Consider the following 21,641-nt stretch of genomic DNA (forward strand, 5'->3'; position numbering starts at 1 on the left):
TCGTGGTCGCGCGCCGTCTCCCCGACATCGCAGCGCTCGACGTCGTCGTGACCGTCGCCCGCCTGGGCAGCATGGGCGCCGCCGCTCGTGACCTCGGCATCAGCCAGCAGGCGGTGAGCGCGAGGGTACGTGGCGTCGAACGTGAGCTCGGCGTCGAGATCTTCATCAGGTCGGCCGGGGGGGTCGACGTCAGCACCAACGGCATGGCCGTCCTGGAGTGGGCCAACGCCCTGGTCGAACGCGCCGCCCAGTTCATGGCCGGGGTCGACACCCTTGTCGGCGCCCGCCACGCCACACTGGTCGTCGCCGCATCGAAGACGGTCGCCGAGTACCTGGTCCCGATCTGGATCAGCACACTCGCACATCGCAGCGACGTGAAGATCTCTGTGCGGCCGATGAATTCGACCGAGGTGATCGACACCGTCCACGCATCCGACGCCGACCTCGGGTTCATCGAGAGCCCCGGCCCGGTCGCCGATCTCGATTCCGCGATGGTGGCCCGCGACGAATTGGTCGTGGTCGCGGCGCCAGGCCATCGCTGGGCCGACGGCCGGCCGGTGTCGCTCGACGAACTGGCGGCCACACCCCTCATCCAACGCGAACCCGGCTCGGGGACGAGGGTCACCTACGAAGCAGCACTTCGGGATTCGGGCGTCACACCCGCCGAACCATTGATCGAACTGCGGTCGGTGACGGCGATCAGGGCGTCCGTGCTGAACTCACCCGGTGCTGCCGTCCTGTCCCGCCTGTCGGTCGACGACGACATCGCTGCCGGCCGACTCGTCGAGATCGCCGTCGCCGGTCTGCGCATGGTGCGCCCGCTGCGCGCGGTGTGGACGCCGAACATCACGCTGCGCGGTCCGGCGCGCGACCTGCTCGACATCGCGGTCGCGACCGGCCGGGCGTCATCCGGCGCTACCGCTTGAGTCCCGGGTTCTCCGCGTAGACCTCCTTGATCAGCGACATGTCGAAGATCTGCTCGGGTTTCAGTGTGTAACCGGCTTTTTCGAGGGCGACGATGTTCTCCTCGATCAACGCGTCGGTCATCGTCAGCAGACCGTTGGCGTCGGTGTCTGCTGACACGACGAGCCCGTTCTGCGCGGTCGCCTCCTTGGTCTGCTCGGCCTCGTCGAGCCCGAGATCCTTGCCGTACTCGGAAACCGCGAGCCGGGCCGAGCCGGCCGGGTCGGCCACCGCGTCGTACCAACCTTGGATGTCGGCCTTGAGGAAGGCCTTCACCTTGTCACGCTCGTTGTCGATCGTCTCCTGACGTACCACGAGAGTCTCCGCCACGAGGGGCAGGTTGAAATCGGCGAACAGGAAGTTGGTGTTCGGGAAACCACTGGCGGCCAACGTGATCGGCTCGTTGGTCACGTACGACACCCACCCGTCGACATCCCCTTTGGTCAAGGGCGTCGGATCGTATTGCACGGTGATCTTCTGGACGTCGTTCTCGGTCATCCCGTTCGCGGTGAGCAACGCCTTGAAGACGTTCTCGTTGGACGCCTGCACACCGATCTTCTTGCCCTTCATCTCCTGAGGCGTGGCGATCGGGCGGTCGACCGACGACACGATGCAGAACGGATTCTTCTGGAACGTGGCCGCGACAGTCATCAGCTTGGCGCCCTGCAGGATGACGGGCGCGGTCAGCTGCGGCGCGGTCATCCCGATCCACACCTTGTTGGAGGTGAGCCCGGTCTCGACCCCGGTTCCTGCCCCTCCACCGGTGATCAACTCGGGCGTCCCGACTCCGGCCTGCTCGAAGTACCCCTTCTCCAGCGCCCAGTACTCACCCGCGAATTCGATGTTCTTCTGCCACGACAGCTGCACTTTCGGATTCGTCGACGACGCGCCACCGCCGGAGTCGCTGGTCCCGCTGCTGCACGCCGCGAGCGCTCCGGTCGCGCCGAGTGCACCGACAGCGCCGATCCCGGTCAGCGAGTACCGCAGAAATGAACGCCGGTCGAAAGCGGTGCGCCCGTTGAAGTGGTTCATGTGTTCCCTTCCATTCCCCCCGGATCCGATCCCGGGACATCAGTTCTGCTGCATCCCCATCCGGCTGAGGACGACGGTCTCCGCGACGCCGACGATGGCGTAGAGAAGGATCGAGGCCACCGTGATGACCAGTACCGACGCCCACAGCTCGTCGTAGGCCGCGGCCGGGAGTGCCTGCTGCAGAGTCGCTCCGAGGCCCGTGTTGGTGCCGAGCCATTCGGCGACGGTCGCCCCGACGAGCGCTCCCGGCACCGAGACCTTGGCGGCACTGAACAGCGACGGGACCGCCGCGGGCACCGCTGACCGACGCAACACGGTCAGGGGGCTGCCGCCATAGACGGTGATCACGTCGTCGATCTGCCGCGGCGCGTTCGCCAGCCCCGTCATGATCATGACCAGCGCGGGAAAGAAGACCACGATGCCGCCCATGATCGCCACCACGGCCACCCCGCGTCCGACGACCAGCGTGATCAGCGGTGTCATCGCGACCAACGGCACCGACCGCAGCAGCATCGCGATCGGCATGAATGTCTGCGCCGCCGGTCTCGACAGCACGAACAGGCCGGCCGTCAGGATTGCGACCGTCATGCCGACGACGAAGCCGATCGCCGCGTCGCCCAGAGTGATCCACAGGTTGTCGAGGATCTCGCTTCGCGCGACATCGGCGTCGGGAGCGGTGAACAGGTACTCGAACACGTCGACCGGGGTCCGCCCGATGATCGGCCCGATGTCGGGGAACGCGAGCAGGAACAACCACCAGATGACGAGGATCAGCACGAACGACAGCAGCAGCGACCCGAGGAACCTGCCGATACTCGCCACCCCGGCCGCGGTCACCGCAGCACCGCCATCCCGGTCGACCACCGCGTCGCGAACCGCGCGACGACACTGATCGCCGCATAGGCCACGCCGGCGATGGCCCCGCTGAGCAATGCGATCGCCCATACCTCGGGGATGTCTCCGCGCTGCTGCGCCACGATCATCGCCGGCCCCGCCCCTCGGTCGGGCATCGCGAGGAACTCACCCAGGACCGCGCCGAGGACTGCGGCCGGGGCCGCGATCTTCACGGCGGCAAGCGTGCTCGGCAACGCCGACACCGCGCGGACCCGCCACAGCTGCGACATCCGTCCGCCGCCGTAGACCTTGACCAGGTCCAGACTTCCGCGCGCCGGCGACCGCAGACCGCTCAAGGTGCCGATCATCGTCGTGAAGAAGACCGAGATCGCCGCGAGGAACACGATCATCGTCTGGACCTGCGCGAAGGCGACCTGGATGATCGGCGCGACCGCAATGATCGGCGTGCAGTACGAAATGATCGCGAGTTGTGTTGCGAGGCCCTCGATCGGCGGGATGAGCACGACGAGCACCGCCAGCCCGATGGCCAGGCCGTTGCCCCACAGGAATCCGCGCAGCGCGAGTTCGACCGTGGACGAGAAGTTGTCGAGGTAAAACGACGCTCCCGTGTCGGCGATGGTGGCGAGTACGGCGCCGGGGGTGGGGATCGTGCCGTGAAACCACTCCAGCGCACCGGCGACCCACCACAGCAGGATCAGTCCGACGATCCCAAGGACTCCTGCATACCAACGGTTTCCGGTTCGACGATCACCCACCGGTGGCCCCGACGACAGGCGCACCGTCGGCGACTCCACCCGCTCCCCGACTGCCGAACAGCAGTCCGGACAGGTGATCGTGAATCGCATGGAACTCGGGCGTACGCATCATGTCCGGTACGCGCGGTCGTGGCAGATCGATGGTGACCATCTCGATGATCCGCCCCGGCCGCGGGCTCATCACCGCGACGACGTCCGACAGGAAGACCGCCTCGGCGATGCCGTGGGTGACCATCAGGGTGGTCGCCGGTTTCTCCGTCCAGATGCGCAACAACTCGATGTTGAGCCGCTGTCGGGTCATGTCGTCGAGCGCACCGAAGGGTTCGTCGAGCAACAGCGCCGTCGGCTTCACCACCAACGCCCGGGCGATCGACACCCGCTGCCGCATGCCGCCGGACAGCGTTGCCGGCTTGGACTTCTCGAATCCGGTCAGTCCCACCAGCTCGATCAGATCCGCGATCAGCCCGTCGTCTATCGGGACTCGGCCGACCTGTAGCGGTAGCTTGATGTTCGACTCGACCGAACGCCACGGGAGCAGCGCCGAATCCTGGAAGGCGATGCCCAACTGGTGGTTTCGTTGCAACTCGGCGGGCGACTGACCGTTCATCAGCACCGTGCCCGCGCTCGGCTCCTCGAGACCGGCCAGGATCCGCAGCACGGTCGACTTGCCGCAGCCAGACGGTCCGAGCAACGACACGAACGAGCCCTCGCTCGTCGCGAGTGACACGTCCTCGAGCGCGGTGACGCTCGAGGACCCACGCACGGCGCGCGTGCTGAAGGCCTTCGCGAGATCGGTGATGTCGATGCCGGTGCCCGGCGGCCGCGGATCGGCTGCGCTCATGGATCGTGACGTTAGGAGCCGGGTGTTGCTGGTTGATTACCGCTGAATTATCAGTGCCGCATCTTCCCCGTTCGGGAGTCGCCGGGTGTCGTCGCGACCGCGATGCGAGACCGGCCTCATCGAGACCCACGAGCACACCGGCTAAGCTCAGCTCGATTCTGAACACGCCGATTGTCAGTTGCGCATAGAGTGGCAACGGTACCGTGATGTGCGACACAGCAGGGAGGTCTTGGCGCATGCCATCGATCCGCGATCATCTTCAGACCCTCACCGACACCGTCGGAGCGATGCGGGTCCTCCAGAAGTCCGGCGCATTGGACTTCGGCAAGCCGAAGGAGCTGATCACCTCCGTCAAGCGCAGCAAGACACTGGGCGCCCCCGCGACGATCATCATGCACGGCGCCGAGGAGTATCCCGACGCTCCGGCACTGACCGACGAGCGCGGGACCCTCACGTTCGCCGAACTGCAGCGCAACGCGAATGCCTTGGCCAACGACCTGCTCGCGACGGGCCTGACCCCCGGCAGCGTCGTCGGAGTGCTCGCCCGCGACCATCGTGGACTGCTGACGGTGCTCGTAGCCTCCGGCCTGGCCGGCGTGCGGCTCGCCATGATGAACACCGGCTTCGGCAAGACGCAATTCGCCGAGGTCGCGGAGCGCGAGAACGTCAAGGCGATGCTGTTCGACGAGGAGTTCATCGACCTCCTCGACGACCTGCCCGCCGACATCTCCCGCTACCTGACCTGGGTCGACGGCAACCGGCCCGTTCCGGAGGGCGCACGCACCCTCGAGGACATCGTCCGCACCGGCGACACCAGCACGCCCCCCGAGCCGAAAGAGATCGGCGGCCTCGTGATCCTGACGAGCGGCACCACAGGATTGCCGAAAGGTGCTGCACGCGGCAGGTTCTCACCGTTCACGAGCGCACTCATCCTGGACCGCATCCCGATCCCCCAGCACGGGACCTCCGTCATCGTCTCGCCGATCTTCCACTCCACCGGCTTCGCCCTCTGGGGTGTCAGCACGGCACTCGGGAACAAGACCGTCGTGATGCGCCGCTTCGACGCCGAGAAGACCCTCGCCGCGATCGCCGAACATCGTGCCGACATGCTGGTCGCCGTTCCGACGATGCTGCACCGCATGGTGGCGCTCGGACCGGACGTCATCGGCAAGTACGACCTGTCGTCACTGAAGATCATCGTCATCGCCGGCTCCGCCCTGTCGCCGACGCTGTCGGAGTCGGTCCAGGACGCCTTCGGTGATGTCCTGTACAACCTCTACGGCTCGACGGAGGTCGCGGTCGCGTCGGTGGCGCAACCGAAGGAACTGCGGCAGGCGCCCGGCACGGTCGGTCGCGCGCCCGTCAGCAGTCACCTCGCGCTGTATGACAAGGACGACAAGCGGATCACCGACGCCAACGTGCATGGGCGGCTCTTCGTGAAGAACGGTGCGCCGTTCGAGGGGTACACCGACGGCCGCAACAAGCAGATCATCGACGGGTACATGTCGACCGGCGACATGGCGCGCTTCGACGACAACGGCCTGATGTTCATCGAGGGCCGCGACGACGACATGATCGTGTCCGGTGGTGAGAACGTGTATCCGCTCGAGGTGGAGAATCTGCTCGCCGAGCATCCACACGTCGCCGACGTCGCCGTCGTCGGGGTCGAGGACGACGAGTTCGGAACTCGCCTGCGCGCGTTCATCGTCCGCATCCCGGGCGCCGACCCACAGGTCGAGGACATCAAGGCACACGTGAAGTCGAATCTGGCCCGCTACAAGGTGCCCCGCGACGTCGTCTTCATCGAGGAACTGCCGCGCAACCCCACGGGCAAACTCGTCCGGCGGATGCTGCCGACGGGCCCGCTCACCTGAGAGCCGCAGCGAGCCCGCCGGCGTATCGAGACCCGTGACGCCGACAGATTCCGTCAGGCGTTCTCGCGCCGCATTGCGAGGTTGATCGTCGCGACCATCGCATCGACCGCGAACTTCGGCTTCACGTTGACGTCCAGAGCGGTCCGGCACTCGAGGACCGCCTCGACGCACCGCAAAAGCTGTTCGGGAGAAGCGAATCCGGCCATCGGCGCGACAATGTCATCGGCCTTGTCCGGATGCATTGCGGTCACCTGCGCGCCGACCGACACCACCAGCGCGTCGCGGAAGAGCGCGGCGAGATCCACCAGCGCACGGTCGAGGACATCGCGGGACACGCGGGTGGCCCGCGACTTCTGGCGCTTCTCCAGTTCCTTCAGCGCGCCGGCCGTGCCGCGCGGCGGGCGAGCCGTCCCCTTGCCCGTTCCACCGGCACCGAGTGCGGTCTTCATCTCCTCGGTCTCGGCCTCGTCGAGTTCGGCGCTGATGGCCTTCGCCGCCTCGTCGGCCGATCGCACCAGCGCCTCGGCGGCGGCGTAGGCCGTCGAGTCACGGGTGGCCGCGCGGGCCAGTCCGAGCGCCTTCTCGCGTTGCGCCCGGGCGTCGTCGTCGGTCGCGAGGCGTTTGGCCCGTCCGACGTGGCCGCCACACACCCCGGCCGCCCACGCGGCTCGGTCGGGGTCGATGCCGTCGCGATCGATCAGCACCCGGGCTATGTCGGGAACCGACGGCGTCGTGAGGGCGATGTGCCGACACCGCGACCGGAGGGTGACGGAGATGTCCTCGGGGTCGACCGACGGCGCACACAGCAGGAACACCGTCCGCGGCGCCGGCTCCTCGACCGCCTTCAACAGAGCATTGGCAGCCTGTTCGGTCAGCCGGTCAGCATCCTCGACGACGACGATCTGCCACCGACCGGTTCCCGGACGTCGCGCCGCGGCCTGGACCACGTCGCGCGCCTCGGCGACCGACAGGCTCAGTCCCTGCGGCACGACGTGGCGGATGTCGGCGTGGGTCTGCGCCATCGCCGTCACGCAGGCACGGCATTCGCCGCATCCGATCTCGTCGGCGGACTGGCACTGCAACGCGGCCGCGAAACAGGTCGCGGCCACCGACCGACCGCTGCCCGGCGGACCGGTGAACAGCCAGGCGTGGGTCATGGAGGCCCTCACCACCCCGTCGACGGCAGCCGGATCCGCCTCGTCGGCGGAGGCGAACATGGAGACGGCGCCCATGTCACCCTCGTCGAGGCGTGCGGAGACACTGCGGGCGGCGCGGGCCGCCGACCGCAGTTCGTCGGCCACCGCGACCTGCCCGATCAGGCGCTCGAAGACATTTGTCACAGCCGCCAGCGTAATGCGCTGTTCGGACACCACCCATCGACCAGCGCGTGTTTAACAATTGCAAGCAGACAGCTACCGTTGTTACGTGATTGAACGTCGGTCTCGGTGGTCAAAGGGCCTGCATCTGGCCCGATGGCTCATACACACACCGTGGCCGATCCTTGCCCTCGACATGCTGCGCGCAAACGTGGTCGGCGCCCTGTTCACCTTCGCCTTCCTGCGCTTCGGCATGCCGGTGGAGGACTCCATCCGGCTCGACGAGATCACCGCCCTCAACCAGGTCATCTTCGCGGTCTACCTGGTCCTCGCGATGCTCGTCGGCGGCTTCCTCAGCATCCAGCTCTCGCTGCCCGTCCTGGTGTGGCACCGACGACGCACCCGCCTCGACAACGAGACCGCCCGCCGTCGCGCCCTCAAACTGCCCTACCTGCTCTCGGTGGTGAACGCCACGCTCTGGCTCATCGGCGGCGTCATCTTCACGTTGGTGAACTTCGTGGTGTCCCATCGGGATGCGTTCATCGTGGCGATGGCCAGCGCCATCGGCGCGCTGGTGACGTGTGTGCTGTCGTACATGCAGGCGGAGAAGGTTCTGCGCCCGATCACGGTCGCCGCGATGGCCAATGACCCCGACGCCGCCGTCGCGCCGAGCGTCACCACCCGCATCGCCGTCTTCTGGGTGGTCAGCGTCGTCGCGCCGCTGGCCGTCATCATCGGCCTGATCACCCTGCAGCGGCTCGGCTGGATCGCCACCGACCCGGCAGGCCTGCAGCGCCCGATCCTGTGGATGTCGGGCGCCGCCCTCGCATTCAGTGTCATCGCGATCGTCCGGGTCGTCGCCGCGATCAACGATCCGATCAAACAGTTGCGCCGCGCGCAGGGCGAGGTCAGTGACGGCAACCTCAATGTCGCGGTCAAGATCTACGACGGATCCGACCTCGGACTCCTGCAGGCGGGCTTCAACGACATGGTCGCCGACCTGCGCGAACGGCAGCAATTGCGCAACCTGTTCGGCCGGTACGTCGGCGAGGACGTCGCCCGCAAGGCGATCGAGACCGGAACCGAACTCGGTGGCGAGGAACGCTACGTCGGCGTCCTGTTCGTCGACATCGTCGGCTCGACGCGGCTGGCCGTCAACCGTCCGCCGCGTGAGGTCGTCGAGCTGCTCAACGAGTTCTTCCGCGTCGTGGTCGCGGTCGTCGGACGCCACGGCGGGTTCGTCAACAAGTTCCAGGGTGACGCCGCCCTGGCGATCTTCGGCGCCCCGCTCGACCTCGAGGACTTCGCCGGGCGTGCCCTGGCGTCGGCACGCGAGCTCCGCACGGAGCTGTATCAGACCCTCGGCGACACCGACATCGGCATCGGTGTGTCGGCCGGCAAGGCCATCGCCGGACACATCGGCTCCGAGCAGCGCCTCGAGTACACGGTCATCGGCGATCCCGTGAACGAGGCCGCACGTCTGACCGAACTCGCCAAGGACGAGCCGACCCGGGTGTTGGGGTCGGCACGCGCGGTGTTTTTGGCATCGCAGAGCGAGGCCGAGCACTGGGACATCGGCGAAGGCGTCGAACTGCGCGGCCGCGGAATCGAGACCCTGCTCGCCCGACCGCTGCTGGCCCCGATGGGGACCTGAGTCACCGGGTGCAGTGCGGTGGTCGAGCTCGCGCTCCCCGCTGGTCGAGACCGGACTTCTTGCCCGCTGGCCGTATCGAGACCGGACCTCCAGCCCGCTGGTCGAGTAGGGGCGAGCCGCCAGGCGAGCGCCGTATCGAGACAGGACCTCCAGCCCGCTGGTCGAGTAGGGGCGAGCCGCCAGGCGAGCGCCGTATCGAGACAGGACCTCCAGCCCGCTGGTCGAGTAGGGGCGAGCCGCCAGGCGAGCGCCGTATCGAGACCGGATGTGGCGCAAGTGGTCTCGATACCTCCCTCGCCTAGCGGCTCGGTCGTACTCGACCAGCAGAAGAGCAGACCGTACTCGACCAGCAGAGAAGAAGCCCAGTCTCGACCAGCAGAGGGGCAGACGCCCGGTCTCGACCATCGGCAGCCGTCAGTCGGTCGTCTTCTTCGCTGCCGTCTTCTTGGCCGTCGTCTTCTTGGCCGTCGACTTCTTCGCGGTCGTCTTCTTGGCTGCGGTCTTCTTCGCCGCCGCCTTCTTGGCCGGGGCCTTCTTCGCGGCCTTCTTGGTCGCCTTCTTCACCGGTCCGCGCGCCCGACGATCGGCGAGGAGTTCCATCGCGCGTTCACGCGTGATCGACGCGACCTCGTCGCCCTTGCGGAGGCTTGCGTTGGTCTCACCGTCGGTGACGTACGGCCCGAAGCGACCGTCCTTGATCACCATCGGCTTCTCGCTGACCGAGTCGTTGCCCAGCTCGCGCAGCGGCGGGGCGGCGGCCTGCCGGCCCCGACGCTTCGGCTCGGAGTAGATCTTCAGCGCCTCGTCGAGCGTGATCTCGAAGAGCTGTTCCTCGCTGGTCAGCGACCGCGAATCGGTGCCCTTCTTGAGGTAGGGCCCGTATCGGCCGTTCTGCGCGGTGATCTCGTCACCGGATTCCGGGTCGACGCCGACGACACGCGGCAACGACAACAGCTTCAGCGCGTCGTCGAGCGTGACGGTCGAGATGTCCATCGTCTTGAACAGTGATCCCGTGCGCGGCTTCGGTCCGGCCTTCTTGGCAGCCTTCTTCGCCGTCTTCTTGGCCGTCTTGGCTGCGGTCTTGGTGGCCGTTCCGCCGCCGGCGGGTGCGTCGTCGAGCGGCACCACGCCGCCCTCACCACCGACGCCGGCACCGCCTTCGCCGCCGTCTCGCGGGGTGGGTCCCGCCGGGACGGTCGCGGGTGCGCTGCCGCCGTCGTCCTCGTCGTCGGCGGGCAGGATCTCGGTCACGTACGGGCCGAATCGTCCTTCCTTGGCAACGATCTCGTGCCCGGTCACCGGGTCGTTGCCGAGCGAGCGACCTTCCTGCGGCGTGGCGAACAGCTTCTCCGCGACCGCGAGGGTGAGCTCGTCGGGCGTGATGTCGGCGGGAAGATTGGCGCGCTGCAGATCCGGCTCGGCGTCGGGCGACTCTGCCACGTTGCGTTCGAGATACGGACCGTAGCGACCGACGCGCACATAGACCGGCCGACCCTCCTCGTCGTCGAAGAGACGGATCGAATTGACCTCGCGCGCATCGATCTCCTCGAGATTGACGCCGACGAGTTTCTTCAGACCGCCGTGCTTGGCGATGTCCGACCCGGCGATCTCCGCGTCATGCTGTGGGGTGACCGTCGACCCGCTCGCTGCGCTTTGGTCAGCGGAATCGCCGAAGTAGAACTCGGTGAGCCACCGCGTGCGGTTCTCGTTGCCGCTGGCGATCTGGTCGAGATCGTCCTCGAGTGAGGCCGTGAAGTCGTAGTCGACGAGACTCTGGAAATACGCCTCGAGCAGCCCGACGACGGCGAACGCGATCCACGACGGGACGAGCGCGTTGCCCTTCTTGACGACGTATCCGCGGTCCTGGATGGTCCCGATGATCGACGCGTAGGTCGACGGTCGGCCGATCCCGAGTTCCTCGAGCACCTTGACCAGCGACGCCTCGGTGAAGCGTGCGGGCGGGTTCGTCGAGTGGCCGTCGGCGGTCAGACTCGTCGCGGTCAGCGCCTGCCCTTCACGCAGCTGCGGGAGCCGATGCTCTGCGTCGTCGGCCTGCCCGCCTGCCTGATCGTCGACGGTCTCGACATAGGCCGACAGGAAACCGGGGAACGTGATGGTGCGTCCCGATGCGGCGAACGTGCAGGTCTCGCCGGAGGAGGCCGTGCCGGTGATGCGCAGGCTCAGGGTGGTGCCCTTGGCATCGGCCATCTGCGATGCAACGGTCCGCTGCCAGATCAGCTCGTAGAGCCGGAACTCGTCGGTCTCGAGCTGGTTGGCGACCTGGCCCGGGGTGCGGAAGGTCTCTCCGGCGGGTCGGATCGCCTCGTGTGCCTCCTGCGCGTTCTTGACCTTCCGGTTGTACTGGCGCGGGGTGGGATGGACGAACGACTCGCCGTACAGCTCGCGTGCCTGGGCACGGGCCGCGTTGATCGCCGACTCGCTCAGCGTCGTCGAGTCGGTACGCATGTAGGTGATGAAGCCGTTCTCGTAGAGACGCTGCGCGATGCGCATCGTCCGGTCCGACGAGAACCGCAGCTTGCGGCCGGCCTCCTGCTGCAGTGTCGAGGTCATGAACGGCGCGTACGGGCGGCGGGTGTAGGGCTTCTCCTCGACCGAGCTGACCGTCATGTCGGCCCCGTCGAGCGCGCCGGCCAGGCGGGTGGCCCGTGCCTCGTCGAGGACGACGACGCCGTCGGAGCGCTTCAGACCACCGCGGGCGTCGAAGTCCCGGCCCGTGGCCACACGGGCCTCGTCGACGTTGACCAGGCGTGCGCCGAAAGTACGTGGCGTCGATTCGGCGTTCTCACCGACGTCCATCGTCGCGTCGATATCCCAGTACTCGGCGGACACGAACGCCATGCGCTCACGTTCACGCTCGACGATGATGCGGGTGGCCACCGACTGCACGCGGCCCGCCGACAACTTCGGCATGACCTTCTTCCACAGGACGGGGCTGACCTCGTAGCCGTACAGGCGGTCCAGGATTCGGCGGGTCTCCTGGGCATCGACGAGATCGATGTCCAGGTCGCGCGGGCTCTCGGCCGCGGCGCGGATCGCGGGCTCGGTGATCTCGTGGAAAACCATCCGCTTGACCGGGATCTTCGGCTTGAGTGTCTCGAGAAGGTGCCAGGCGATGGCCTCACCCTCACGGTCACCGTCCGTCGCGAGGTAGAGCTCGTCGACGTCCTTCATCAGCGACCGCAGCTCCGAGACGGTCGACTTCTTGTCCGCCGACACGACGTAGAGCGGCTCGAAGTTGTCGTCGACGTTCACGCCCAGCCGGGCCCACGACTCACCCTTGTATTTGGCGGGGACGTCGGCCGCGCCACGCGGCAGGTCCCGGATGTGACCCCTCGATGACTCCACGACATAGTTCGCCCCCAGGTACCCCGCGATCTTGCGGGCCTTGGTCGGCGACTCGACGATGACCAATCGTCGGGTCGTGCTCCCCTTCGCGGGAGATGCGGTGCTGGTATCGGCCACCGGGCGTCCTTACTTCGCTTTCGCTGCTCGCTGAGGTTTGTACCTTATATATAGCGCTATTTGCACATCCGGATTCCCTTCGTAAAGACCCAGTGTGACAAATTGCGCGGGACCACGTCGCGGCGGAACGGTGAAGTGCCAGGTCAGGGCGATTTCGATCGTCTGTTTGTAGGACCAAAGTCCCAATTTCGACGCGTGCGCCGCCCGCGCGGCACGCAATGTCGCAGGTCAGAAGCCGAGGACAGCGGGCCAGTGGCTGTCCGCCTCCGGCTCGGGCGGCGGATCGCCGACATATTCGAGCAGGTGGGTGAGTCGGCGTCTGCCCGCGATCCGCAGGGCGGGTGAGGTCCCGCGCGTACCGACGAGCGTCGGGGCGACACCCACCCGCATGAGCGCTGTCGCCAGCGGCGCGTGTGTGTCGGGGGCGTGGGCGTCGAGCCCGAGCAGATATCGTTCCCCGTCACGCCGACCGGCGGCGATCGTCCACAACCGCAGCGCCCGTGGCGACGGGACCCACCCCGCCGGCATCGCCTTGACCGCGCCGGAGGTCCATCGGCGATGGAGTTCGTCGAGTTGATGACTGTGCGCGGTGCGCGCGATCGGGTTGCCCTCGTCGGACGTCACGATCTCGGTGCCGGCACCGGTCGCGGCCATCTCCTGGGTGAGCGCGTTCGCGCGCCACATCTCGGCGACCACCACGGACACCCGCGTACCGGAATCGGAACGGACGGCTTGGCCCTGGGCGGCCAGCAGACCCGCGAGATCGTCGTACGCGGGCTGATCGATCTGTGCCGAGAAGAACGACAACTGGCCCACACACCGAGGTTACTTCGTCGACGGCCTCGCGTCGGGAGGTGCGCGCCCAGAGCGAAGCGTGTGAGCCCCCCCGGAAATGAGTTGCTCCCGGTCACCGTGTGGTGACCGGGAGCAACTTCGCTCAAGCGTGCTTCGCAGCTTGCAGGAGGTGACTCCTAGACGGCGCGGACGCCCGTGGCCTGCGGGCCCTTGGTGCCCTGGCCGACCTCGAACTCGACGCGCTGGTTCTCCTCGAGGGTGCGGAATCCCGAGCCCTGGATCTCGGAGTAGTGGACGAACACGTCGTCGGACCCCTCATCAGGCGCGATGAAGCCGAAGCCCTTTTCCGCGTTGAACCACTTCACAGTTCCCTGTGCCATTACTGCAATCCTTTACATACATTCCAACAGACGCGACACGATGAGCCTCGTGTCGTGGTCGGTTACGACCGCCATACCTCGATGGACCTTGCGGAGAACCCGCCAAATCAGCCTCAGTACCACGGCCACAACACGATCTCGGGAGACCACCGGATGTCCGGCAGCTCACGAAAGCTGCGACCGCCACTAGTCAATCACGTTACGGACGCCTGCGATAGTCACCCCAACCAAACTGGGCAAAAACCTGGCGGTTTTCACCGTCTGGGACATCCCCAAGTAACATCGGAGTCCACGTTGGCGAACGGCGTCGACGATTGAGTCAGTAAGAATGCAGAATCCCACATTCGGTTCCGAACTCCTCGGACACAGCATGGCCGGCACCGACGCCGAGGCGTCCTGCCTCACGCACCTGTCGGTAATCGGCTCCCGTGCAGCCTCTTTCGCCGAGTGGCCCGATTGGATGACACCCGAATTGGTGACCGCCTTCGTCGATTCCGGAATCGACCGACCGTGGACGCACCAGGCCAGGGCAGCCGAGCTCGCCTACGCCAAAAAGCATGTCGCGCTATGTACCGGTACGGCTTCGGGAAAATCGTTGGCCTATCAGATACCCATCCTGACCACCTTGTTGAAGGATCCGAATTCCACGGCGCTGTATCTCTCACCGACAAAGGCACTCGGCGCCGATCAGATCCGTTCGGTGACATCGTTACTCGCCGGACGTCGGGAGTTCACCCATCTGCAACCGTGCGCGTACGACGGTGACACGGATGTGGAGATCCGCCAGTGGGCCCGGGCCCATTCGCGGTGGATCTTTACGAATCCGGACATGTTGCACATCGGCATCCTGTCCGGACACGCGCGGTGGCGCCACTTCTTCCGGCATCTGTCCTACATCGTGGTCGACGAGGCACATCACTATCGAGGCGTATTCGGTTCGCACACAGCGCTCGTTCTACAACGACTGTTGAGGATTGCGCGAGCCGCCGGTGGCGATCCGACCGTCATCGGCACCAGCGCCACGATGGCCGAGCCCGCAGAAGCGTTGACCCGCTTGATCGGCGAACCCGCCGTCGCCGTCACCGAGGACGCCTCCCCGCGCGGTGAACGCACGGTCGCGCTGTGGGAGCCCGATTTCCTGCCCGCGGTCACCGGGGAGAACGGGGCGCCGGTACGACGATCCGCTGGGGCCGAATCTGCCCGACTGCTGGCCGATTTCGTGATCGAGGGCGCACGCACGCTGTGCTTCCAGCGCAGTCGCCGGGGCGTCGAACTCACAGCACGACAGGCCCGACATCTGCTCTCACAGAGCGCGCCCGAGCTCGTGGATCGGGTCGCCGCCTACCGCGCCGGATATCTCGCCGACGACCGACGGCGCCTCGAGCGCGCGATCTCCGACGGAGATCTCATCGGGGTCGCGACGACGAATGCGCTCGAGCTCGGCGTGGACATCAGCGGTCTCGACGCGGTCATCGTCGGCGGCTATCCGGGCACCGTCGCGTCGTTCTGGCAGCAGGCCGGACGCGCGGGTCGCCAACGCACGTCCGGTGATTCCCTCGTCGTACTCGTCGCCCGCGACGACCCGCTCGACACCTATCTCGTGCATCATCCGGAGGCGCTGCTGTCCCGGCCGATCGAGGCGACGGTCACCGATCCCACCAACCCGTACATCCTCGGACCGCACCTGCTGTGCGCGGCAGCGGAGCTCCCGTTGCGCGACAGCGAGATCGAGGCGTGGCAGGCGGGTGACACCGTCGCGAAGCTCGCCGACGACGGGCTTCTCAAGCGCCGCAAGGCCGGCTGGTACGTCGCCGCCGGCGTCGAACCCCACGCCGACATCGACATCCGCGGCGGCATCGGCGGGCAGGTCCTGATCGTCGACACCACCACATCGCAGTTGCTCGGCACCGTCGACTCCGGCCGGGCGATGTCGACGGTGCATCCGGGCGCGCTCCACATCCATCAGGGAGAGTCCTACGTCGTCGACGAGCTGGACCTCACCGATGGTCTCGCGCTGGCGCATCCGGAGGAACCCGACTGGACGACGTCGGCCCGCGAGACCACCGACATCACCATCACCGACGTCGTGGAGCGGCGTGTCTGCGGCGAGCTGACCGTCGCGCTCGTCGACGTCGACGTCACCCATCAGGTCATCGGTTACCTGCGCACCCTGCTGTCGGGTGAGGTGCTCGATGCCGTCGAGCTCGACATGCCGGCACAGACGCTGAGTACACGCGCGGTCATATACACGCTGACTCCGGAGGCGCTGGAGGAGGTCGGCGTGACCGTCGGCCGATTCCCGGGTGCGCTGCACGCGGCCGAGCACGCCGCCATCGGGCTCCTGCCGCTCGTCGCGTCGTGCGATCGATGGGACATCGGCGGGTTGTCGACGAACCTGCACCCCGACACCGGGCTTCCGACCGTCTTCGTCTACGACGGCTACATGGGCGGCGCGGGTTTCGCCGACCGCGGTTTCGCGGCCTTCGACACCTGGATCGCGGCCACCCGGGACGCGGTGTCGAGCTGCCGGTGTGAGACCGGATGCCCGTCGTGTGTGCAGTCCCCCAAGTGTGGCAACGGTAACGATCCGCTCGACAAAGACGGCGCGATCAAGGTGCTGACGACGCTGAGTCGGCGATACTCGTCGTATGACTGACGATCGCGCAGATGGACGCCAGGACTCCACGCCCACGATCACCTCGGTGCAACCGGTCTGGTTCCTGCTCGCGCGACCGACGGAGAACTCCGACGAGCTGCCCGCGACGATCGGCGAGCGCGACGTGTTCTTCGGCGACGACGCGGCGATGGATGCCCTCGATCTGCATTTCGCCTGGTGTGCGGCGCAGCGCGGCGGTTTCGGGTCCGCGGTCGTCCGCTCGGCCCACTGGTATCTGCAGAGCGCGATGGTCGGTCCACGCGTGACACCGGGGCTCGGCGATGTCTACCTCGCGACCACCGTCGACGAACCCGGACGGCCCCGGGCGGTCGCCGGCGGCTTCCTCACCGAGGGTGAGCTCGTCCACTGGACGCCGTTCGTGCGGGCGGTGACCCGCTATATCCCGGACACCCCGCCATCCCCCGCCTACGGACTGGCACACCTCGGAGACGACGGGGTCGACTTCGGTCGGATCTGGTTCTCCCCGTTGCAGTCCCGTCGGGTCTACCCGAAGCGGATCGTCGTCGGCGACGACGACACGTGACCCGCCGCCGTCGCGCGTCCGGTCAGTGGTCGGTCGCCCGGTAGGCCTCGACCACCGGAGCGAGTTCGGCCGGGGTGGCGCCGTGCATGATCACCGCGTCGGCCCCGAGGGTCCGCTCACGGCGAATACGTTCGGCGCACTGCTGCGGTGTGCCGGTGGCGGCGGCCTCGAGCCACTCGTCGGGGATGAGACCGGCGATGTGCTCGATCTGGCCGGGCGTCGCCTTGTGGTCGATGCCGCCCGGGATGGACTGCACCACCTCGTCCTCGCGAAACCGAGTGAGTACGGCCGGATCCCAGTCATTCGTACGCACGAGCAGCTCGCCGTAACCCTGCAGGTAGGTGGCGAGCCTGCCGACGGTCTTCTTCAGTCGCACCGCCTCGGGAAGATGATCGGACACCGTCGCCAGGCACGACCACACCCGTACGGCGTCGGGATCGCGACCGGCCTGCTCGGCCGCTGACTTCACCGTCCGGACGCAGCGCTGCACCGTGTCCGGCGTGAAGTACGTGTGCAGGATGACGTCGTCGAACTCGCGACCGCCCAGCGCCAGGGTCTGTGGGCCGAAGGCGACGAGCGCGAGCCGGATGTCCTCGTCGAAATCGGGGTCGAGGAACAGCAGGTCGTAGGAACCGATCGGCCCGTTGTGGCCGAGGATCAGTTCACCGTGCCACAGGCGGCGCATGACCTGCGCGAAGTCCTCCATCTGGGCGGTGGTCACCGGCGGCACGCCGAATGCCTTGTAGATGGGGGCGATCCCGCGGCCGAGGCCGAGCGTGAAGCGTCCGCCGGACAACCGGTGCATGGTCGTCGCCCAGGACGCGGTGATCAGCGGATGGCGCGTGTTGTGATTGGTTGCCGCAGTCGCGATCTGCATGCGCTCGCTCACGGCACAGGCCGCGCCGACCAGCGAGGACGCCTCCTTGACATTCCAACGCTCGGAGATGAACGCGGTTCCCAGGCCGAGGTCCTCGCCCTGCCGCGTCTCGTCCATGAGGCCCGCGGGCCCGTCGCCACCGGCACCGGCCAGCAGGTAGTACCCCAGTTCGTCGAGCACCCGACGTTCGCCCATCGCACCCGTCCCCACCGAGTAGACAATTCTTACATTGTGTCTACCACGCGGGGGCGGTCACCGACGCAGAACCGCTCGGGTTCGGTTCACGCACGGCGGGCACGGTGCGCCCGGGTCGGTAGCCACGCGCGTGACCGACTGGTCGCGCGTGGCCGCGAGCACTCGCACAGTCGGCGTCGACGAGTAGTCCCGGGCGCCGCACTCAGCCGCCGGTGGTCGTCGCCGTTCCGGTGAAGGTGAACGGCGTCGCTGCCGGGTCACAGCCCATGAAGCTGTCCGTGGGCAGCGGGCCGACCACGCCGACCTTGTCGGTCGTTCCCTCAACATCCTGTCGCACCGTTATCTGCACCGCAGCAACATCTTTCAGCCCAGCGGGCAGGCCGATGGGCCGGATGTCACTGATCGGATAGACCAACGACGCGGTCTTGCCCTTGACATAGATACAGGTCACCGGGCCCTTGACCTGGATCGGCGTCGGATTCATCCCGGTCAGCATGGTCGCCGTGTACGTCCCGTCCGTCATCCCGTCCTTGTCCCGGGCCCCCATCGCGTCGATCCGGAGGAGGTGCACGTTCGGTGCGATCTCCAGATCTCCCTTGATGGACAGTGTCGCCGGTGTCGCGGCCGCGGCCGGAACCGTCGAGACCACCAGTCCGGCGCCCATTGCCGTCGCCGCTGCTGCTGCCAGGAACGCGCGTAGTCGTCGATTGCGCATCAGAGTCACTCCTCGTCGAAACCCCGACCCGGGTTCACATCTGCATCTTCACCGTATACCCTTGGCTTCCAGAGCGACAGGATGCGCGAGAGCCGAGAGCACCGCACACCCCGCGGCGAAAAATGCTCTCATTCCTGACTTTTGAGACATCATGGCGCCTCGGGATCACCGTCATCGACCGGACCAGCACGCGCCGACCCGGTGGCCAGGTGCACGCCGAACGGGCCCAGCGACACCTGCACATCCACCGTGAGTTCGACGTCGTCACCGTCGATCACACAACGTGAGAGACTCCCACCGACCTCCTGCTCACCGATGATCGCCCGCGCCACCGCGCACGGATCGTTCTCGGCGAGTGCGTGTTCCTGCGCGGCGGCGAGCGCCGCCAGGTCGGCCGCCGACTGTGCACGATGCCGGGACACCACTGCACCACCGATGTAGAGCATTCCGACGATCGTCGCGGCGATGGCGGCGATCACGAAAGCACCGAGGACAGTGGCGAATCCGTGGTCGTTGTCTACACGGATCACGGCGGATCCTCGGGCTCGGCAGCTGTCGGCGGCGCACCGGACATGCCGAGGTCGGCACCGTCGTCGGGCTCTTTCGCGGCGACCGCGCGCGCCGACACCTCCAGCATCGGTACGAGGGGAATCCCCGCCCTCACCTCGGCGACGACCCGTGTACCGGTGTCACTGAGCGTGATCTGCGCTCCGCGGCCGGCCACGGCCGTCGCGGTCTCCTGCGCCGACCGGTCGCCGACCGCCGCGAGCCGGGCTGCCTCGCGTGCGGCGTCGGTGCACCGGATCTGCACCGACGCACCGGCGACGGCGCCCACCCCGAACACGACGGTCGTCACGATGGCAGCGATCGCGTACGCGCCCTCGACGGTCACCATTCCCCGATCGTCGCGGACTAGGCGTCGCAGCCGGCTGACGGTCGATATGGAGTTCGAGTTCGAGTTCGACTGTGCCGGAATGGTTCAGCCCACCGAGGTGTTGAGTGCCTTGCCGATGATTCCGGTCAGCGCACTCACGATGTTGTCGCCGGTCACGACGGTGTACAAGATCGCCCCGAATGCCGCTGCGGCAATCGTGCCGATCGCATACTCGGCCGTGCTCATCCCCTCATCGTCGGCGATCAGCCGGACGAACGCCTCCTGAACCCTGCTCACTCGGGCGTGAAAGATAGTGTCGTGCATGATGTTCTCCCCTCTCGGCGCCATCTGCGCCTTCATGACTCTTGGACGCACGGGCTCGTCGATCGGTTCCCTCGATCCTTCGCATTCTCATCCGAGGACACTGCTCGCCAGTCCGACGACGACTGGCACGATCCCCAGGCAGACGAACGCGGGCAGGAAGCACAGACCGAGGGGGCCGCTGATCGCGACGCCCGCACGTTCGGCGGCGGCCAGTGCATCGTCGTGAGCCTGTTGTCGGGTGGTCGAGGCGAGTTCCTCGAGGCCACCCGCCAACGACGAGCCCGACCGCGCCGAGCGACGGGCCATCGTTGCCAGCGCATCGAACCGTTCCGACCCATCGACGTTCGCCCGACGCCATCGCCGGCGGCCGACGGGCTCCGCCAGGTCACGCCAGGCCTGATCCGGATCGGCCCCCAACCCGAGGCGGTCGGCAGCGGAGGCGAGGGGTCGGGCCAATCCGGGCGGAGCCGAACGTGCGACCACCGAGGCCGCCGACCCGATCGGCAACCCGGCGCGCAGACACACCGCGAACAGATCGTAGGCGGCAGCGGTCGCGAAAGGATCATCGGTGTCCGACGCTCCGTCCTCGTCGTCGGTGGACCCCGCCGGGTCGTGGTCCACCACCCGACCCAGCGACCACCGAGGCCCCGGCCACACCCAGATCGCCACCGCGACAACCACGACCGCACACAGCGCGGCGGCGCTCATCGGCCGGCCACCCGGTCGGTGATCCGCTCTGACCACATCAACCCCGCCACCGAGAGCGCCGTGCCGACCACCAGGAGCACACCGCCGAGGCCGCCGCCGGTGAGGATCGCCAGCGGATGGGCACCCATCATCTCGCCGAGGAGGACTCCGATCACCGGGAGTCCGGCCAGGACCGTGGCGGTGGCGCGCGGTCCGGCCAGTCCAGCGCGGGTCCGTGCCGCGAACTGCCGCCGTGCGAGCAGGTCCGCGCGCGTGGAGGTCAGCAACTCGACCATCGGGAGCCCGTGCCGATCGGCCAGTTGCCAGGCGATTCCCACCCGTCGCCACGAGAGTTCACCGTTCGTGGCGTCCTCGGCGATCACCTCGCCCCCGAGTTCGGCTCGTGCGGCCATCGTGGCCAGTCCGACAGACACAGGTGAACCCGGCCGCGTGCCATCGAGTTCGGCCGCCGCGGAGGCGCATGCGCGCGCGGGTGGCGCCCCGACCGACAGCTCGGCGATCATCACCGACAACGCGAGCAGCAGATCCGCCGTCTCCCGTTCACGCATCCGGGCGCGCGCCGAATGCCGCCATCTCGACGCGACGGTCGCGCAGACCAGGACGGTCGCGATCCCCGCGGGCGCTCCGAACGCCGCTCCGACCACGATCGGTGCCGCGAGCAGGGCTCCTGGTCGCCACGGTCGGATCGAGGGCCCCGCCTCGGATTCGGTGAACCGGCCCAGTCGGTGCTCGGAGCGACTCGGTGGCCACCACAGGACGACGACGGCCAATGCCACCAGGATCGGGGTCATGGCGGCGGC

The 21,641-nt window shown here is 67.4% G+C and carries 20 protein-coding genes; 5 read left to right on the forward strand and 15 right to left on the reverse strand.

Annotated features, from left to right (window positions below; all coding sequences use genetic code 11):
- The first annotated feature begins 2 nt into the window (after positions 1-2).
- Positions 3-926 (forward strand): LysR family transcriptional regulator, encoded by a 924-nt coding sequence (locus EEB19_RS15250; protein ID WP_187587697.1) that lies wholly within the window; start codon positions 3-5, stop codon positions 924-926.
- Here EEB19_RS15250 and EEB19_RS15255 read toward each other — a convergent pair.
- From EEB19_RS15255 to EEB19_RS15270, 4 genes are read right to left on the reverse strand one after another with little or no spacing between them, the layout of a single operon-like run.
- Positions 916-1,995, reverse strand: coding sequence for an ABC transporter substrate-binding protein (locus EEB19_RS15255; RefSeq protein WP_187587699.1), 1,080 nt, complete (start codon positions 1,993-1,995; stop codon positions 916-918). The genes EEB19_RS15250 and EEB19_RS15255 overlap by 11 nt on opposite strands.
- 39 nt (positions 1,996-2,034) lie before the next feature.
- On the reverse strand, positions 2,035-2,832 hold the full coding sequence (locus EEB19_RS15260) for an ABC transporter permease (RefSeq protein WP_262365690.1): 798 nt from the start codon (positions 2,830-2,832) through the stop codon (positions 2,035-2,037).
- Entirely contained in the window at positions 2,829-3,605 is a 777-nt protein-coding gene (locus EEB19_RS15265; RefSeq protein ID WP_262365694.1) for an ABC transporter permease, read from the reverse strand. Before EEB19_RS15265 ends, EEB19_RS15260 begins: the two co-directional genes overlap by 4 nt.
- The gene (locus tag EEB19_RS15270; RefSeq protein WP_187587705.1) at positions 3,598-4,446 is read right to left on the reverse strand and encodes an ABC transporter ATP-binding protein; all 849 of its coding nucleotides are present in this window, start codon (positions 4,444-4,446) and stop codon (positions 3,598-3,600) included. The genes EEB19_RS15265 and EEB19_RS15270 overlap by 8 nt, the downstream gene beginning before the upstream one ends.
- A gap of 236 nt (positions 4,447-4,682) precedes the next feature.
- On the opposite strand from EEB19_RS15270, the gene EEB19_RS15275 reads away from it, so the two are divergent.
- Positions 4,683-6,320 (forward strand): acyl-CoA synthetase, encoded by a 1,638-nt coding sequence (locus EEB19_RS15275; RefSeq protein ID WP_187587707.1) that lies wholly within the window; start codon positions 4,683-4,685, stop codon positions 6,318-6,320.
- A gap of 53 nt (positions 6,321-6,373) precedes the next feature.
- On the opposite strand, the gene EEB19_RS15280 is transcribed toward EEB19_RS15275, so the two are convergent.
- The gene (locus tag EEB19_RS15280) at positions 6,374-7,660 is read right to left on the reverse strand and encodes a DNA polymerase III subunit delta' (protein WP_187587709.1); all 1,287 of its coding nucleotides are present in this window, start codon (positions 7,658-7,660) and stop codon (positions 6,374-6,376) included.
- Positions 7,661-7,832: 172 nt separating this feature from the next.
- On the opposite strand from EEB19_RS15280, the gene EEB19_RS15285 reads away from it, so the two are divergent.
- Entirely contained in the window at positions 7,833-9,290 is a 1,458-nt protein-coding gene (locus EEB19_RS15285; RefSeq protein ID WP_262365695.1) for an adenylate/guanylate cyclase domain-containing protein, read from the forward strand.
- A 414-nt stretch (positions 9,291-9,704) separates the two neighbouring features.
- Here the strand turns inward: EEB19_RS15285 and topA are convergent, their stop codons facing one another.
- The 3 genes from topA to EEB19_RS15300 all read right to left on the reverse strand — a co-directional run bounded on the left by topA (position 9,705) and on the right by EEB19_RS15300 (position 13,948).
- Positions 9,705-12,773 (reverse strand): type I DNA topoisomerase, encoded by a 3,069-nt coding sequence (topA, locus tag EEB19_RS15290; RefSeq protein WP_187587711.1) that lies wholly within the window; start codon positions 12,771-12,773, stop codon positions 9,705-9,707.
- Between the two features lie 228 nt (positions 12,774-13,001).
- Entirely contained in the window at positions 13,002-13,589 is a 588-nt protein-coding gene (locus EEB19_RS15295; protein WP_187587713.1) for a hypothetical protein, read from the reverse strand.
- A gap of 155 nt (positions 13,590-13,744) precedes the next feature.
- Positions 13,745-13,948: a cold-shock protein gene (locus tag EEB19_RS15300; protein WP_004022110.1), complete on the reverse strand. Its 204-nt coding sequence runs from the start codon at positions 13,946-13,948 to the stop codon at positions 13,745-13,747.
- 328 nt (positions 13,949-14,276) lie between these two features.
- Here EEB19_RS15300 and EEB19_RS15305 point away from each other — a divergent pair, with 328 nt between their 5' ends.
- A complete protein-coding gene (locus EEB19_RS15305) occupies positions 14,277-16,604 on the forward strand; it encodes a DEAD/DEAH box helicase (RefSeq protein ID WP_187587714.1) in 2,328 nt (775 codons plus the stop codon).
- Complete coding sequence (locus EEB19_RS15310) at positions 16,597-17,148, forward strand: hypothetical protein (RefSeq protein WP_187587716.1); 552 nt, start codon at positions 16,597-16,599, stop codon at positions 17,146-17,148. The genes EEB19_RS15305 and EEB19_RS15310 overlap by 8 nt, the downstream gene beginning before the upstream one ends.
- 22 nt (positions 17,149-17,170) lie before the next feature.
- On the opposite strand, the gene EEB19_RS15315 is transcribed toward EEB19_RS15310, so the two are convergent.
- The 7 genes from EEB19_RS15315 to EEB19_RS15345 form a co-directional block, all read right to left on the reverse strand.
- Complete coding sequence (locus EEB19_RS15315; protein WP_187587718.1) at positions 17,171-18,220, reverse strand: TIGR03857 family LLM class F420-dependent oxidoreductase; 1,050 nt, start codon at positions 18,218-18,220, stop codon at positions 17,171-17,173.
- Positions 18,221-18,422: 202 nt separating this feature from the next.
- Positions 18,423-18,935, reverse strand: coding sequence for a hypothetical protein (locus EEB19_RS15320; RefSeq protein ID WP_187587719.1), 513 nt, complete (start codon positions 18,933-18,935; stop codon positions 18,423-18,425).
- Between the two features lie 149 nt (positions 18,936-19,084).
- Positions 19,085-19,465: an Rv3654c family TadE-like protein gene (locus EEB19_RS15325; RefSeq protein ID WP_187587721.1), complete on the reverse strand. Its 381-nt coding sequence runs from the start codon at positions 19,463-19,465 to the stop codon at positions 19,085-19,087.
- Positions 19,462-19,830: a TadE family type IV pilus minor pilin gene (locus EEB19_RS15330; protein WP_187587723.1), complete on the reverse strand. Its 369-nt coding sequence runs from the start codon at positions 19,828-19,830 to the stop codon at positions 19,462-19,464. The genes EEB19_RS15325 and EEB19_RS15330 overlap by 4 nt, the downstream gene beginning before the upstream one ends.
- Positions 19,831-19,914: 84 nt before the next feature.
- A complete protein-coding gene (locus EEB19_RS15335; RefSeq protein ID WP_187587725.1) occupies positions 19,915-20,133 on the reverse strand; it encodes a DUF4244 domain-containing protein in 219 nt (72 codons plus the stop codon).
- 87 nt (positions 20,134-20,220) lie between these two features.
- Positions 20,221-20,841 carry a type II secretion system F family protein gene (locus EEB19_RS15340; protein ID WP_187587727.1) on the reverse strand — a complete coding sequence of 207 codons (621 nt, stop codon included), beginning with the start codon at positions 20,839-20,841 and terminating at the stop codon, positions 20,221-20,223.
- Complete coding sequence (locus EEB19_RS15345) at positions 20,838-21,632, reverse strand: type II secretion system F family protein (RefSeq protein ID WP_187587729.1); 795 nt, start codon at positions 21,630-21,632, stop codon at positions 20,838-20,840. The genes EEB19_RS15340 and EEB19_RS15345 overlap by 4 nt, the downstream gene beginning before the upstream one ends.
- Between the last annotated feature and the right edge of the window lie 9 nt (positions 21,633-21,641).

The organism is Gordonia sp. OPL2 (assembly GCF_003797825.1).
In the GTDB taxonomy this organism is placed as follows: Bacteria; Actinomycetota; Actinomycetes; order Mycobacteriales; family Mycobacteriaceae; genus Gordonia.

What these genes read in the sequence shown, in the direction of transcription:
- EEB19_RS15345 (WP_187587729.1), bottom strand. Translation starts at nt 21,632, where the DNA reads ATGACCCCGATCCTGGTGGCATTGGCCGTCGTCGTCCTGTGGTGGCCA.
- EEB19_RS15315 (WP_187587718.1), bottom strand. Translation starts at nt 18,220, where the DNA reads ATGGGCGAACGTCGGGTGCTCGACGAACTGGGGTACTACCTGCTGGCC.
- EEB19_RS15255 (WP_187587699.1), bottom strand. Translation starts at nt 1,995, where the DNA reads ATGAACCACTTCAACGGGCGCACCGCTTTCGACCGGCGTTCATTTCTG.
- EEB19_RS15300 (WP_004022110.1), bottom strand. Translation starts at nt 13,948, where the DNA reads ATGGCACAGGGAACTGTGAAGTGGTTCAACGCGGAAAAGGGCTTCGGC.
- EEB19_RS15275 (WP_187587707.1), top strand. Translation starts at nt 4,683, where the DNA reads ATGCCATCGATCCGCGATCATCTTCAGACCCTCACCGACACCGTCGGA.
- EEB19_RS15340 (WP_187587727.1), bottom strand. Translation starts at nt 20,841, where the DNA reads ATGAGCGCCGCCGCGCTGTGTGCGGTCGTGGTTGTCGCGGTGGCGATC.
- EEB19_RS15285 (WP_262365695.1), top strand. Translation starts at nt 7,833, where the DNA reads ATGCTGCGCGCAAACGTGGTCGGCGCCCTGTTCACCTTCGCCTTCCTG.
- EEB19_RS15320 (WP_187587719.1), bottom strand. Translation starts at nt 18,935, where the DNA reads ATGCGCAATCGACGACTACGCGCGTTCCTGGCAGCAGCAGCGGCGACG.
- EEB19_RS15330 (WP_187587723.1), bottom strand. Translation starts at nt 19,830, where the DNA reads ATGGTGACCGTCGAGGGCGCGTACGCGATCGCTGCCATCGTGACGACC.
- EEB19_RS15305 (WP_187587714.1), top strand. Translation starts at nt 14,277, where the DNA reads ATGCAGAATCCCACATTCGGTTCCGAACTCCTCGGACACAGCATGGCC.
- EEB19_RS15310 (WP_187587716.1), top strand. Translation starts at nt 16,597, where the DNA reads ATGACTGACGATCGCGCAGATGGACGCCAGGACTCCACGCCCACGATC.
- EEB19_RS15335 (WP_187587725.1), bottom strand. Translation starts at nt 20,133, where the DNA reads ATGCACGACACTATCTTTCACGCCCGAGTGAGCAGGGTTCAGGAGGCG.
- EEB19_RS15270 (WP_187587705.1), bottom strand. Translation starts at nt 4,446, where the DNA reads ATGAGCGCAGCCGATCCGCGGCCGCCGGGCACCGGCATCGACATCACC.